General features: G+C 56.2%; 13 protein-coding genes. 5 read left to right on the top strand and 8 right to left on the bottom strand.

Annotated features, from left to right (window positions below; translation table 11 throughout):
- Positions 1-127 precede the first annotated feature (127 nt).
- Positions 128-745: an SOUL family heme-binding protein gene (locus tag ACNKU7_RS06260; protein WP_418296109.1), complete on the bottom strand. Its 618-nt coding sequence runs from the start codon at positions 743-745 to the stop codon at positions 128-130.
- A 227-nt stretch (positions 746-972) separates the two neighbouring features.
- On the opposite strand from ACNKU7_RS06260, the gene ACNKU7_RS06255 reads away from it, so the two are divergent.
- The gene (locus ACNKU7_RS06255; RefSeq protein ID WP_418296108.1) at positions 973-1,491 is read left to right on the top strand and encodes a BLUF domain-containing protein; all 519 of its coding nucleotides are present in this window, start codon (positions 973-975) and stop codon (positions 1,489-1,491) included.
- A gap of 298 nt (positions 1,492-1,789) precedes the next feature.
- Positions 1,790-2,977 (top strand): PilT/PilU family type 4a pilus ATPase, encoded by a 1,188-nt coding sequence (locus ACNKU7_RS06250; protein WP_418296107.1) that lies wholly within the window; start codon positions 1,790-1,792, stop codon positions 2,975-2,977.
- 111 nt (positions 2,978-3,088) lie between these two features.
- Here ACNKU7_RS06250 and ACNKU7_RS06245 read toward each other — a convergent pair whose 3' ends face one another.
- Positions 3,089-3,769, bottom strand: a complete 681-nt coding sequence (locus tag ACNKU7_RS06245; RefSeq protein WP_418296106.1) for a zinc metallopeptidase — start codon at positions 3,767-3,769, stop codon at positions 3,089-3,091.
- A gap of 229 nt (positions 3,770-3,998) precedes the next feature.
- Here ACNKU7_RS06245 and ACNKU7_RS06240 point away from each other — a divergent pair, with 229 nt between their 5' ends.
- A complete protein-coding gene (locus tag ACNKU7_RS06240; protein WP_418296105.1) occupies positions 3,999-4,928 on the top strand; it encodes an SGNH/GDSL hydrolase family protein in 930 nt (309 codons plus the stop codon).
- Between the two features lie 82 nt (positions 4,929-5,010).
- On the opposite strand, the gene ACNKU7_RS06235 is transcribed toward ACNKU7_RS06240, so the two are convergent.
- On the bottom strand, positions 5,011-6,618 hold the full coding sequence (locus ACNKU7_RS06235) for a thioredoxin domain-containing protein (RefSeq protein WP_418296104.1): 1,608 nt from the start codon (positions 6,616-6,618) through the stop codon (positions 5,011-5,013).
- A gap of 492 nt (positions 6,619-7,110) precedes the next feature.
- Here ACNKU7_RS06235 and ACNKU7_RS06230 point away from each other — a divergent pair, with 492 nt between their 5' ends.
- Positions 7,111-9,042, top strand: coding sequence for a MutS-related protein (locus tag ACNKU7_RS06230; RefSeq protein WP_418296103.1), 1,932 nt, complete (start codon positions 7,111-7,113; stop codon positions 9,040-9,042).
- Between the two features lie 177 nt (positions 9,043-9,219).
- Here ACNKU7_RS06230 and ACNKU7_RS06225 read toward each other — a convergent pair whose 3' ends face one another.
- Together ACNKU7_RS06225 and ACNKU7_RS06220 are read right to left on the bottom strand one after the other, a co-directional pair.
- Positions 9,220-10,176, bottom strand: a complete 957-nt coding sequence (locus tag ACNKU7_RS06225) for a glutathione S-transferase family protein (RefSeq protein WP_418296102.1) — start codon at positions 10,174-10,176, stop codon at positions 9,220-9,222.
- Positions 10,177-10,242: 66 nt separating this feature from the next.
- Complete coding sequence (locus ACNKU7_RS06220; RefSeq protein ID WP_418296101.1) at positions 10,243-10,734, bottom strand: DoxX family protein; 492 nt, start codon at positions 10,732-10,734, stop codon at positions 10,243-10,245.
- A 142-nt stretch (positions 10,735-10,876) separates the two neighbouring features.
- Between ACNKU7_RS06220 and ACNKU7_RS06215 the strand changes: the two genes are divergently transcribed.
- On the top strand, positions 10,877-11,788 hold the full coding sequence (locus ACNKU7_RS06215; RefSeq protein ID WP_418296100.1) for a LysR family transcriptional regulator: 912 nt from the start codon (positions 10,877-10,879) through the stop codon (positions 11,786-11,788).
- A gap of 51 nt (positions 11,789-11,839) precedes the next feature.
- Here the strand turns inward: ACNKU7_RS06215 and ACNKU7_RS06210 are convergent, their stop codons facing one another.
- The 3 genes from ACNKU7_RS06210 to ACNKU7_RS06200 form a co-directional block, all read right to left on the bottom strand.
- A complete protein-coding gene (locus tag ACNKU7_RS06210; RefSeq protein WP_418296099.1) occupies positions 11,840-12,889 on the bottom strand; it encodes an oxidoreductase in 1,050 nt (349 codons plus the stop codon).
- Between the two features lie 235 nt (positions 12,890-13,124).
- The gene (locus tag ACNKU7_RS06205; RefSeq protein WP_418296098.1) at positions 13,125-13,427 is read right to left on the bottom strand and encodes a hypothetical protein; all 303 of its coding nucleotides are present in this window, start codon (positions 13,425-13,427) and stop codon (positions 13,125-13,127) included.
- 163 nt (positions 13,428-13,590) lie between these two features.
- Entirely contained in the window at positions 13,591-13,758 is a 168-nt protein-coding gene (locus ACNKU7_RS06200) for a hypothetical protein (RefSeq protein ID WP_418296097.1), read from the bottom strand.
- Positions 13,759-14,356 lie beyond the last annotated feature (598 nt).

Below are 14,356 nucleotides of genomic sequence, written 5' to 3'. Positions count from 1 at the left end.
GGTACAACATCACGATGGCGGCTGGCGTCGAAAACCGGTCGACGGAGGAGTTTGATTTCTTGGGTGGTACCATCGTACCGTTTTGTTCTGAACCTGGGCTGAATACCCGCTGGCTTGTAAGCGAGCCTTATTTGTACTGCACCATGATTTCGTTCCTGCGTAGGAACGGTAGCGTCCATGGCGGGTTATAGCGCGCCAGTTCCGGCCTGCCGATGGGCTTCAGGCCTTTTTCGTTGATCCAGGCTTCCAGCTCCGCGGTTTTTTGCGCGACCTTCTGTGCGCCGGTCAACCCGGAGAAACGAATCACGGCATAGCGGGTTTCCGGAATCTGGCGGAGGGTTACTGCCGCGTTATTGGGGCGGGGCAGGGTGTCCATGGTGTATTGGCTGGGCATGACGAAGGAAACACGCCAGCGTCCGCCACTTTCCTGCAGGCTCACCGGTGCGGTCATACGGATCTTTTCCGAGCTGAGTTCCATGCCCACCGGGGCGGTCATCTGGATCTTCTCGCTGCCGCCGCTCGCCGCCGTGTTGTTGCCAAAGATGTAGTTGGCCAGCAATCGGAATCCCGTACCCGATGCCTCATCCATTGAGCCCGCCACCACTACTTCGGCCACGATCCTGGGCCCGTAAGTGCGCAGCTCGAATGGCGCGGATTGCTCGGTTACAGCGTATTCGGGTTCTTCAATCGCCATCGCATATCCCGCCAGTATTGCCAGAAACGCGCCCAGAAAAAGTCGAGCCATGCCGTGCTCCATCGGTTAGGGCCAGATTCGCCTTCCAGAGTATAGGAGTCGGCAGCAGCGCTTTAGTTTCGCAGGCCATCTGGTCTTCTCTTTTTCCATTGCGCTATTCCCTGTGCACCGCTCCTTATGCTTTTCCACGAAAGCTACTTTGGTCCGGCGCACTGATCTACCGCCGGGATTCCTGCGTATGTTCCTCAATTGAATCCGGGACTTGGCAGGAAATTACGATGAATGAATTGATCAGACTGGTATATGCGAGCAAGGCGGCGTTTCGGGCAGTACCGGTCACGCAGGGGGTCGAGCCATCGGTTGCCCGTATATTGATGCAGAGCCGCCGCAACAACAGCCAGGTCAATATCGGCGGTGTGCTGTACTTCGGAGACGGGTACTTTTTTCAGGCGCTTGAGGGCGATCGCAAGGTGGTCAACCAGGCCTACCAGCGCATCGCCGCAGATCCCCGGCACCGGGAAGTGACCATTTTATCGCTGAAAACTGTGCCGGATCGGCTATTTGCCGACTGGTCCATGAAGTATGTTCCGGTCGAGCAGGCGGTGCGGGCATTTGTACGCGACCGGGGTTATCTGCGCTTTGAGCCGTTGCAGTTCCAGGAAGAGGAAGCCGAAGCCCTGATCAAGCTGTTCCACCAGCAGCGCAGCGGTGAGGCGCCGGATATTGAGAAGAAATCGGGCTGGTTTGGTTTACGTGCGTTGCTGCCCCGCAAATTTGGCGGTTCTGCCGGCAGGTAACCGGATGGAATCTGCTCATCGTCCACTTGCGGAGGCGCGGCGCTGATTAGTGGACACTTACTTCATGTTGAAGATCCTACCGTTGGTTCGCGGCAATTCGAGATTTATCGCCGCGGCAACACGGTGCCAGGTCGCCCGGGGTTTCGGCGGAACGGCGACACCCTCGACAACCCCAAGCGAGTGATTATTTTTTGCTCCTCGTATAGAGTGCGGAATTGCCCGTTTTTTCTTTGCTGCCCATCACAGTTTTGGTTAAGCTTTGCGGCCGATGATTTTCGCGCCAACAGGAACTGTATCGATGGATTTTACCGGCTATCTCCGTGTGCTCGCCAAGAATGATGGCTCTGACCTCTACCTCAGTACCGGTGCACCGCCCTGTGCCAAATTCCAGGGCGTACTCAAGCCCCTGAGCAAAGAACCCCTTGCGCCCGGCGAGATCGAGAAGATCGCCATGGAAATCATGGACGAGGAGCAGCGGGAGGAGTTCAAGCGCGAGCTGGAAATGAATCTGGCAATGACCATCCCCAATGTGGGGCGCTTCCGCATCAATATCTTCTGGCAGCGCAACCAGGTTTCCATCGTTGCACGAAATATCGTCACCGAGATCCCCAAGTTTGATGACCTGAAATTGCCGCCCATCCTCAAGGATGTGGTGATGGCCAAGCGCGGCCTGGTGTTGTTTGTTGGCGGTACCGGTTCCGGTAAATCCACCTCGCTCGCCGCGTTGATTGATCACCGCAACACCAACAGCGGTGGCCATATCATTACCATCGAGGATCCGGTGGAATATGTGCACCGCCACAAGAAGAGTGTAATTAACCAGCGCGAGGTGGGGGTGGACACCCGCAGCTTCCATGCGGCCCTGAAAAACACCCTGCGCCAGGCACCGGACGTGATCCTGATCGGCGAGATCCGCGATCGCGAGACCATGGAGCACGCCATCGCCTTTGCCGAAACCGGCCACCTGGCGATCTCCACCCTGCACGCCAACAACGCCAACCAGGCCCTCGACCGGATCGTGAACTTCTTCCCCGAAGAGCGCCGCCCACAGCTGCTGATGTCGCTGTCACAGAATATCCGCGCGTTCGTGTCCCAGCGCCTGGTGCCCACGGTGGATGGCAAGCGCTGTGCCGCGGTGGAAATCCTGCTGGGTACTCAGACCATCAATGAGCTGATCCTCAAGGGCGAGTTCCACAACATCAAGGAGATGATGGAGAAGTCGGAAAACCTCGGTATGCAGACATTCGATGGTGCGCTGTTCAGGCTTTACGTCGAAGGCCGGATCAGCCACGAAGAGGCGATCAAGAACGCAGACTCGGCCAACAACCTGCGCCTGCGCATCAAAATGTATGAAGAGGGCAAGAAGCCCAAAGTGGTGGCTGCAGAAGCGGATAGCGAGAGTGGAAAAATCGCGAAGGCAGCGGCTGGTTTCGAGCTGTCGCTGGAAGCACTGGACGAGGAAGAAGAGGAGCTGCTGAATTACTGATTGTCCTGCAGTCCATGATAAAAGGGGCCACTTGCTGGCCCCTTTTATGTTTCAAGTTTCATGTCGGAAGGGTTATTGCCTTGTCCCTCCTGCCGTCCGGATTTGTTGTCCCTAGCGAATAAACCGGATCCAGCGCCATAGCCTCAGCACATCCAGCAGTGCTCCCGCCACATAAGTCAGGGCCGCGGCCTTCAATACGCTGTTTGCCGCACCGATCAGGTTCTCCGGCAGGTAGCCTTCTTTGAGTATCGGCAGGGCTTTATTGAAGCTCGCATCAAATTCTTCCGGCAGTATCGCCACGTACATAAGCGCGGAGCTCAGCATGGTGATCACCGCGACTGCGCCCATCCACAAGGCCATCGCCGGGCTCTTGATAGCGAAAGTAAGGATGGGAGCGAAAACCAGGATGCCGGCGCCAATCCGTTTGATCTGGTGGGCGCGTGTCAGGTACCTGTCTCGCAGTTTGGAAACCGGCTCCTCTTTGCAGAACTGGATCGCGTGGCCAATTTCATGCGCCGCAACCGCCACCGCGGTTACCGATTTTCCGTGGTAAATCTCCGGGCTCAGGGCCACGATTTTTTCGCTCGGGGAGTAGTAGTTTTCGTTCGGGTTGGCCTTTACCACCTTTACCCCCTCGAGCTGGTAGCGCTCGATCAGGTGTTCGGCCAGCTCGGCACCAGAGCCGGGCATATCCGCGATTTCCTTTGAGTGCCGCCAAAGAACAAAACGTACCCAGAGTTGCGGGCCGGCAATGAGGGTGACTATGGCCAGGGCGATCAGGATGTAAGGCATGTCTCGATTTGATACTCAGGTAAGGCTGGTGGGCCCAGTCTAACGCTATTTTTACGGCATGCTACACAAGGTATTGAGCGACAGGACTGAGAGTTGAGTCCCAGACTGAAAAATCGGTCATTCGATCCGGGGGGCTACCTCGGCGCGCCATGGTACGACCGTCTAATCTTGCTCCGTTCACCGCGTTAAAAAAAATAAAGTCATAAATACGATGATCGGAGAAAACATCATGCACAAAGCCAGTCTATTTGTTTCCCTCGCTATTGCGTCCGCACTGTGCTCCATACATACCGTAGCAGCACCCGCCAAAGGCACTGCCGCCGGCGACAGTATCACCATGGGGTTTGCCGCGGACTGTACCGGCAATACGTTCTTTACTGGCGGATTTTTCTGCCTGCTGGGTGGAGATCAGCCGGAGCACAGCTGGTTTGACGGCTGGGACAGCAGCGTCAACAGTGTCCACGACAAATACAAGGCCATAGACCCGAATGTCGCGGCCAACAAAAATGCTGCCCGTTCCGGCGCCGAGATGCGCGGCGGTGGTGACAGTTTCAGCGTGCAGGCGGATCGGATCCTGGGCGAAACGCTGGTCGCGGATCATGTGGAAGTGGTGCTTGGGGGCAACGATATCTGCAATCGCGATTGTGTCGATCCGGCCAACTGTTCGGATCCGCTCCTGACCGAGAGCGAGTGGCGCGGCGCCGTGCAGGCGGGGCTCGACAAGCTGGTCAACGGCCTGCCCAGTGGTTCCACTGTCGTGCTCGGGTCGGTGCCGCGGGTGCAGGATCTGCGCGCCGCCGGTATCGCCAAACAGAGCGGTAACTGGCGCGTCAATTGCGAAAGTGTCTGGTCCACCTTCGGTATCTGCCGCATTGCAACCAACGGGGGTACCATGAACGGTGAAACGTTTGCGGTACGCAACGCCGGTATCGAGGCCGCGCAGCGCCTGTACAACGAGGTACTGCAGCAGGAGGCGTCCGCCTATAACGGCACGAATGGTGTCGAGGTGGTGGCGGAATATTCCGGCGCCAACCAGTCCAATGTGGGCACCTTCCAATTCGGTAAAAACGATATCGATGGAGGGGACTGCTTCCACCCCAGCGTGCGCGGGCAGAACACCGTGGCGAACCTGATGTGGAACGGTAACCCGGACAAATAACGCTCGGGCGGTGAACAGGGCTCCTCGCGGAGCCCTTATTTTGGTTCAGGGCAACACCGGTACCTGTCCTTATTCCCCGGCACTAGTCTGACTCATCCTCATCGCCCGTATTGTCCTGGCCTTCCGGCTGCTCGAAATAGCCCTTGTCCTGTACCACGTATTGCACCCGCTGCGGCAGCCCGTTGCGCATAAAGGTCACATCGATCATCTCGCCACTGGTGAGGGCATCCCACAGCTGGTTCTGGCCACTGTGCACCCAGCTATCGTTTACCCGCACCACCACGTCGCCTTCCTCGAAGCCCAGTGCCGTGAAAAACTCGCTGTCGGCGATGCCTTCGAGTCGCAGCAGGTTATGGCCATCCACCACGTGCTCCGCCGGGACGAACTTCTTTTCCAGTTCGGCGCGATTCTGCAATTGCTTCTCCAGCCATTCCTGACCCAGCGGCAGTACCCCGGAAGGCGGGATCAGCTTGCGGGTTTCACCGTCCGGCTGCTCAATACGTCGCATGGTTTCCTCGTCCCGCTGGGTGGTCGTGGTCTTGGGTACCCGCACATAACTGTCGTCGCCACTGTGCAGGGTTAACCGCTCCAGGTGGTCGTTCACCTGCAGGATGACATGGCGCTGGTGCACCCGCTGCAGGCTGACGCCTGGCATCAGCGTGTCGCCGGGGGAAAAGCGGCCAGCCGATGCCTCGCGGATGCGGATCAGTGCCGTGGACTGCTCGGGCTGCGAGGAGACGCTGGTGCCGTTCAGGCGCAATGGCAGATCGGTCTCGGCGATCCCGTTGGCGGACTGGCGCCAGCGGTCGGCATCGGCATGAGGGCTGGATGGATCGTGCCCCAGGCGCTGCAGCTCCTGATCAATCCACATGGCGTAGTGCTCCTGCGTACGCGGGCCTTTGACATAGAGCCCGTTCACAAACACCACCGGCACGCTCTGCAGGCCGAGGGTTCGCGCCAGCGCAGAATCAGCCGCAACCTGATCGCGGTATCGGGCTTCGTCGAGGCAGCGTGTGAACGCGTCCTGCGTATATCCCTGCTGTGATGCCAGCTGGGTGAAGACCTTGTCATCCAGAGCTTTGGCCCGGGTGTAGAGGCCGTCTGCATAGGCCCAGGGCATGCCCTGCTGGCTGGCGCAGTGCATCGCCACCGCCGCTTGCGTACCCTGGCGGTGGTAGTGCATGGGAAAGTCGAAGGGCGCCACGGCTATCCAGCCGGCGTAGCGCTCCAGTAATTCGCGCAACACCAGGTTGGTGGATGCACAGTGCACAGACTGGTAGGAACAGAACACCGCGAGGGTGACGGGGGCCGTGGGATTGCCGCGCAGGGGACGCCCGCCGGTGTCGATTGCGAGCCTGGGAGGCTGGGGGTGGGGGAGCAACCAGTCGACGGTGGCCTGCTCGCCGGTGGCGGCAGGTGAGGAGAGCCTGGCATCCACCATCGACTTCAGGGCATTGAAGCGCAGTTGGTACTCGGCCAGTGCCAGGTCGTGCCGTGCGAGGCGAATTTCTTGATCCACTTCCTGCAGGGTGATTGCGCTGTTGCCGATGCGCGCTACCACCTGGTCGCCACCGGTTTTCGGGGCGGGTACTTCCTGTACATCAGAACCGCAGGCTGTGAGCAGTGCCACCAACAGCATCGGCAGCAGCCGCAGGGCGGGGCGGCAAGGCAGAGAGTCCAGAGTATCCATGGGGTTTGGTCCGCTGGTTATTATTCTGTAGGGAGTTCTATCACAAGGCGTCCGGACTCTCTACCAAGCACTCTGCACCTCGTGCATAGCGGCGCGGAAATTAACATCAAAGTATCAATTGTAATGGTCTGAGAATCACGGACCTGAACCCGGGTCTTAAGGTTTACGCATTCGATAGTGGCATTTAGTGAGCCGGCGGCGTGAACCCATCTTCCCTGGTGTCTGGTTGGGCACTTTCAGCTTGATTCTGGCTTAATGGCATTAAATATTAGATGCAGCGCTATTTAGGTGTGAATTGATAAGTGCTCTGGCGAAGGTTGCCTTATTTATTTGAGGCAGGTATTGCCAGTTGTGATTATGAAGAAATAATTGGGGATAAATAGATGCCGCTTGCAAAAGGTATAGACTGATAAATTACCAGCAAGGTGATATAGATTGTCGGTTTTCCGTCCGTTTTGTTGGCGTTGTTCCATATGGAAATGGGGTTTTTTTATGTTGGCTGGGTTTCTTAACGGCATAGTCTCGAGAGTATTTACACGCAGATATCTTGGCGTTGCACCGAGTTTTCCCGGCGAGACACCTTCTGAGGTGTACTTTTCCAGACGGGAGTATTACCAGGGGGAGTTGGGGAAACTTATTTCGCGTTCTGAAAAACTATCAATTGCGCGCCTGGCTTCATTTTCTTGTTTGTTGTTTTTTTTATTTTCGTTTTTCCTGGGGGATTCGGAAGCTTTTGGTTTTATTGCTTTAATTGGGTTGGTGGTGGCTTCCTTGCTATTGTACGTCTTGTCTGTGTTTTTTTATTCTTCAAATAATAAGAATATTTGTTTACTTGAGAATCTCGTAAAAATAAATACTCAGGGACTTGCGAGAATTCGCAGAGATTGGGCCGCTATTGATCCGGTTTCAGAAGGTATTGAATTTGGTGGTCGGGACGTGAGTGATGATTTGGGATTGTTTGGGGAGGCTTCACTTGCTCAGCTTGTCTGCAATCATTCATCTTCACTCGGCGATCAAAGAGTGGCGGACTGGTTGGAGTTTTGCCCTACATTGGAAGTTATCCGCCTGAGGCAGAAGGCTGTCGCGGAACTTCGGTCTGACATTGACACGGTTCAAAAAATTTCGGCTGCTGGAATAAATCATAGGGAGCGGCAGCCTACCTTGAAAGCCGTGAATGATTGGCTAAAAGGTGAAGTCTTTGTTCCTAAGTCGATCAATGCAGTGGCCGCCGTCAATTGCGCCCTATTATGTTTGGCCTTGGTTATGGTCTTCCTGGAGTTAATACCATTTTTTATGGTGTTTCCTTTTTTTCTGGTTAATGTATTTCTGATTCTGTTCAGCAGGAATGCGTACTCGAAAGCCTTCTCAGAAATGGAGAGGGTCGAGCCTGGTATCCTGGTTGTTCGCGACTTGGTTAAGTTGTTGGGGGATTGCAATTTTTCTAGCGAACTACTGATAAAGGAGCATCAAAGGTTGTTCTCCGGTGATGTAAAGTCGAGCGTTGTATTGGATGATTTTCAGGCGCTTGTTCACAATAGTCGTTTGCGCTTTAACCCTATACCATATGTATTGTTTCAGCTGGTGTTCGCATGGGATGTTAGGGTTTTGCTTAAGGTTAAGGCTTGGCATTCTCGTTTTTCGAGTGACTTGACTAAATGGATAGATGCAATTTCGAATATTGAAGCTTGCAATTCAATAGCTGTGTTGAATTATGAAAACCCCGGTTGGAGTACGCCGCTTTTTTCACATGAGCCCGTAATAGATATTGTAAAGGCTGGGAATCCGCTGTTGGATCCTGAAGTTAATGTCACTAACGATATAAATATTTATCCCCCCAAAAAACTGATAATGATTACCGGGTCAAATATGGCGGGTAAAACAACGTACATGAGGACTTTAGGTTTAAATGTAAAGTTGGCATTACTTGGTGCGAATGTTTGTGCTGAAAAGATGGTCACCGCAAGGTTTGTTGTTTTGACAAGCATGCATGTCAAGGATTCATTGAAAGATGGGGTTTCATATTTCATGGCGGAGCTTGGCAGGGTTAAGGTAATCATCGATGCAGTGAGGAGGGTAAGGTATGGAGAGCCACCCGTTTTATTCCTGCTGGATGAAATCCTGAAGGGGACGAACGGGTCGGAGCGAGAGGTGGCGGTAGTCAGTATCTTGTCAGAGCTTTGTAAGTTTGGAGCATTAGGAGCTCTCACTACGCACGATGTTTCGATTGCTTCTTCAAAATGTTTAGACAAATTTACGAGCCGGATATTTTTTGAAGAAAAGTATACTGATGGATCTGGCATGTTGGATGATGGTTCAGTCTCATTCGATTACAGGGCGAAGCCTGGAATCGTCAAAAATACAAATGCCCTGAAGTTGCTTAATCTGGTGGGTGTAAGAATCTGTGAAGATAGCAGGATCGAGTGAGACAAACATCCGGGGCGTGAATTTTTTGATCCTCTTCTGCAGGGGGCGCAGTTACTGGTGTGTACTAAGAGCTGGTCGCCATTGGTTTTCGGGTAGGGTGCTTTCAGCATCTCAAAACCGCAGGGCGGGGCGGCGTAAAAAGCAGCGCCACGCCAGCCTGCCTGCGCGGGGGATGGCTTAAAGCCAGCCGGGCCCCTGCGGAACAATGCCCGTTGGATTGAGTGCTTTAATCGAATAGTAGCCGGCCTTGATATGCGCAAGGTTTACCGTACCCTGCACGCCCTCTAATGCGAGGATGCGGTGCATATAGCGATGCAGGTTTGGCATTTCCCTGAGCGTATTGCGGTTGCACTTGAACAGGCTGTAATACGCCGCATCAAAGCGCACCAGCGTGACGAACAGGCGAATGTCGGACTCGGTGAGCGTCTCCCCGAACAAAAATGCCCGGCAGTCGTCGAGCCGTGACTCCAATTCATCCAGCGCCGCGAACACACGGGTATAGGCCTCGCTGTAGGCAAATTGCGTGGTGGCAAATCCGGCCTGGTAAACACCGTTGTTCAGGTTGTCGTACAGGTAGCTGTTCAACCCATCGATATCCGCCTGCAGCTCCGCCGGATACAGGTCTGGCCCGCCGGCGGTGGGGGGGACGAGGTGCGAGAAGGCACTGTTGAACATACGCACGATATCCGCTGACTCGTTGTTGACGATGGTTCCCGTCTGCTTGTCCCACAGCACCGGCACCGTTGCGCGCCCGGTAAAATCAGGATCCGCCCGCGTGTAGAGTTCGTGCATGAAACGCGCGTCATTCAGAGGATCATTGTCGCTGCCGCTGAACCCACCGAATCCCCATCCCTGATCGGTGAGCACCGGGTTGACGACCGACACGCCGATCACTTCGGTCAGCCCCTTCAGCTGTCTCGCCATCAATGCACGGCTGGCCCAGGGACAGATATACGCCACGTACAGATGGTAGCGGCCGGGTTCCGCCCGGAATCCGCCGCGTCCGGTAATGCCGGCCGATCCATCCACCGTTACCCAGTTGCGGAAGGATGACGTCTGCCGGATAAAACGGCCGTCGTCATCCGCGTGCTGTACCGGTTGCCAGTTTTCTTTCCAGATACCATTTACCAACATGGTTTCGCCTCGTCTTGATGCAGGGTTTCGCCCCCGGAACCGGGGGCGAAAGAGGAATGGCAATGGTTAGGCCGCGCGGCCCGCAGAGAGCACCGCATCCCGGTCAACGCCTCCGGCGACCACGCTACTCAGGGCATTATCAACGGCGAGTGCACCGCCTCCCTGGATGGCCAGTGCCAGGGTCGCGCCGAACAGCGCCAGCGCGTATTCGTAACCGTTGTTAGTGAGGAAGAAGCCGTTGCTGATATGGGCACTGAAGATCGCCACCAGCATGGTGAGCGCACTCACTGCAGCGGCCGGGCGGGTCAGCAGGCCGAGCACCAGGGCGAGACCGCCAAAGAACTCCGCGCTGCCTGCGAGCAGGGCCATCAGGTAGCCGGGCGCCAGGCCGATGCTCTCCATCCACTGGCCGGTACCTTCCAGACCGTAGCCGCCGAACCAGCCGAACAGCTTCTGCGCGCCGTGGGCGGCGAGGATGATGCCCACCGGTACGCGCAGCGCCAGTACGCCCAGGCCAGCGTTTGAGTCCAAAACCTTGTTGATCAATTGCGTAGTCATAACCGTTCTCCGAGTTGTTGGGTTTGGGCGTGGTGTAGCAACCTCACCAGCTTGGAATGCAGTCTAATCACAACGTTATGACCTATAAATGTGCACCATGTTGATCTACTATCAACAAATTGTTGGGAATAGGGGGCCTCCCGTGGATCGGATAACCGTTTTGAACGCCTTTGTGGCGGTCGCCGACGAGGGCGGCTTTAGCAAGGCCGCAGACAAGCTCGGGCTGTCGAACCAGCTGGTGAGCAAATACGTCGCGCAGCTCGAGGAACACCTCAAGGTGCGCCTGTTCAACCGCACCACGCGGCGTGTGCACCTGACGGAGGAGGGCGAGCAGTGTTATCAGTTTGCGCAGCAGATTCTGGAAAGCCTCCGGGATATGGAGGGCCAGCTGGGGCAGATGCAGAGCGAAGCCCAGGGGCTGCTGCGCATCAGCGCCCCGGTGACCTTTGCCACCCGCCACCTGGCGCCAGTGATCCGGGATTTCAAAAGGGATCACCCGGCCGTCGGCATTGAGCTGCAGCTCAACGACCGCAAGGTGGATGTGGTGGAAGAGGGATTTGATGTGGCGCTGCGGATCGGCAAGCTGAAAAGCTCATCGCTGATTGCCAGGCGACTGGCACCGATACGCCTGGTGGTTTGCGCCGCACCGGAATACCTGCAGCGGGAAGGCGCACCCGAGACCCCGGAAGACTTAAACCCGGCACACTACCTGCGCTACAGCTACCTGGAAAACGGTGCGGGGGAATCCCGCCTGATGACCGCGCTGAAAAGATCCCAGCCTGCCAGTGCCGCAAGCATCTCCAGCAACAATGGCGAAATCCTGATGCAGGCCGCCATTGCCGGAGAAGGCTACGTATTGCAGCCGACGTTTATCGTTGGCGATGCGATCAAATCCGGCAGGCTCCAGGTCATCTTGCCAGAGTTTGCGCCGGAGCCGCTGGCGCTCTACGCGGTGTATCCGCACCGGAAATTACTCGCCACCAAGCTCAGGGTGTTTATTGATTTTATCAGCACCTGTTTTGGTGATCCGCCGTACTGGGATGCGTTTGATTAATTGCCGGTGGCACCAGGCCGGCAGTTGTCTGTACGGGCCTTGCCAGGCGCGCTAAACATCGCCATAAACCTTGACGGTCTGTCCACTGGCGCTGCTTTGCTGCGCCAGGTGGATCAGGCGGATATTCCACAGGGCCTGCTCTGCACTTACCGGTACTTCAGCGCCATCCAGAATCGCACTGGTCAGCTGACGATAGTAATGCTGATAGCCACCGGTTTCGGTCGCGAATGGTGTTCCCGCTTCGGCCGAGTACAGCTGGCCATGGTGCTCCGGACTCTCCTGTGCCCAGTTTGCGTGTACCGGTAGCGTTCCTGCCTTGAGGCGCTCTTCCTGCGGATCCAGGCCGTGTTTGATAAAACTCCCGGCCGTACCCTGTACCTCGAAGCGCAGGTTCGGCGCGGCGCAGAAAGGGCTGCTGCGCAGTACCGCGATATGCTCCGGGTAGTGCAGGGTCAGGTGGAAAAAATCATCCACTTCTGCCTGTGGCCGCAGTGCCTTTACCTGTGCGGTGATCGCAGAGGGTGGGCCGAACAGCTGCAGCGCCTGGTCGAGCATATGGGGCCCCAGGTCGAACAGGATGCCGCCACCCTCCACGTTGGCCTCACGCCAGCGCTTGCGCACCGCGGGGCGGAAGCGGTCGAAATGGCTTTCAAAATAGCGCACATCGCCCAGGCGACTTTCGGCAATAAGTTTCTGTACCGTGAGGAAGTCACCGTCCCAGCGGCGGTTGTGGTACACGCTCAGTACCCGCTGCTGTTGCTTGGCCAGTGCGATCAGTTCCTCTCCCTGTTCGACACGGGTCACGAACGGCTTTTCCAGCACCACATGCTTGCCCTGCTCAAGGGCGAGTCTGGCCAGGGCAAAGTGTACTGCGTTGGGGGCGGTAATGATTACCAGGTCGGCATCTGAGTCCGTCAGCAGGGTTTCTGCCTCCTTATAAACCTCGACCCCGGGGTGCTGTTGCTGCACCTGTTCGCCCTTCGAGGTGCTGACCGCGGTAAAGCGGAAGGGCGCCATGTTCAGGATAAACGGCAGGTGGAAGGTGGTGGCGGAAAAGCCATAGCCGATAAGGGCGGTTTTGATTTCAGTGGTTGCGCGCATGGCGATGTTGCCTCCAATGTCCTGCTGCTTGCGGTATGCGTCTCCAAATAATGGGATGCCTTGTGGCTCTTCGCGGCCCCTACCTGGAGACGGCTCAAACTTCCCCATTTCCTTTAGCAATAATCGCGTTCAACAGATCAGCAGTAAACAGCGATTTTGACCAGTACTGCCGGCCGCCGGGTTTGGCCACCAGGATCAGCCTCAAATCGGTTTCAATAGCCCGCTCGATATCCGGCTACAACAGCACGGTTTGCATATTGGCATTCTGTGTCTGGATACCATCGTCAACTATGGTTAACGTCACTTCGCTACCGGCACGTTTACCCCACATCTGCCGTGTTAACCACCAGACTTGCCGGAATCGAATATGCAGCTGCTCCAGGATCGCCAGGGCGATTAACGCGTAACTGGCGACTTTAGGTTGCTCGGTGAACTGCAGTAACCCTGCACCCGCCCGCCGTAAGCAGTAATGCCGGGAACAGATAGCTGGGCTTGGCGCCGTTCCCATGGGGTAAAGACTGGTCGAAACACTCGGCAAGGTATTCTCGGGATATGGTAAATTGGGTGTTAAACGGTTGCACGAGAGCCGCTGATTGTTTTGGATTGCTTGTCAGGTCTGGAATGCCTTCTCCTGATTAATCTAGATAGATCAGTTTGGGGCTTCCCCAACCCTAACAGGCTGCGTATTCAGTGTCGGTGATCTATATCCCTAGGGGCCAGGTTTCCGGCGGCTCCTGCTTGCCACAGCTCTCTGTGAGATCCAGGGGTTCGAGTGCTGTAGTGTCATCCTGGTGAGGGGCCACATCGAACTGCTCATCTTCGAGGAGGATGCCGTCCTGATGTAGCCTCTGATTGCGTGCACGCATCATTCCAGAAACTGCTCCACCGGCTGCTGCTGGTAGGGCTCAATGATACCCATAACCGCGGTTTAGCAGTAGCGCTGCTGGTCGCCGTATCGGGTCATGCAGGCATAGCGGTTGCGTGCGCGCTGCAGCCTCCGGGACGACCTTGTCGGAATTGGACAGAATGGTATCTGCGGAGCGGTATATGCTGTAGCGGAAAGCGCTGGAAGACTATAAGTGCTTCGCGCGCGCTGGCGTCCCCATCAAGCCAGCCCTCAAAGCTGTTGATGCGATATACGTCGGATCAGTCCCTTCGACGATCACTGCATCGACAACCTGTTCCTCAATCATTTGCCGGGAAATCTGGGCCTGCACTGTATAAAAGTCGTGGGTGCCGTGGCTCCCCTCATCGAGCAGAATGAACTGGTGACTCGCGGCTTTTGCCTGCAGCGTACCATAGTGGCCATAACCGCCGTGAAGGGGGAGGGCGTAGCTGTGCGCAGCTCGCCATATTGCCCTAGTGTCTCCTGGCCCCAGTTTGCGGTCATCGGTAAAAGACCTGCCTTGAGACGATCCTCCGGTGGATTGAGGCCCAATGAGGTCGCTGCGCCTTTACTTATGCGTG

The organism is Microbulbifer weihaiensis (genome assembly GCF_048323715.1).
GTDB lineage: Bacteria > Pseudomonadota > Gammaproteobacteria > Pseudomonadales > Cellvibrionaceae > Microbulbifer.
Note: the sequence above shows the minus strand (reverse complement) of the source record. Positions and strands in the feature narration are given on the sequence as shown.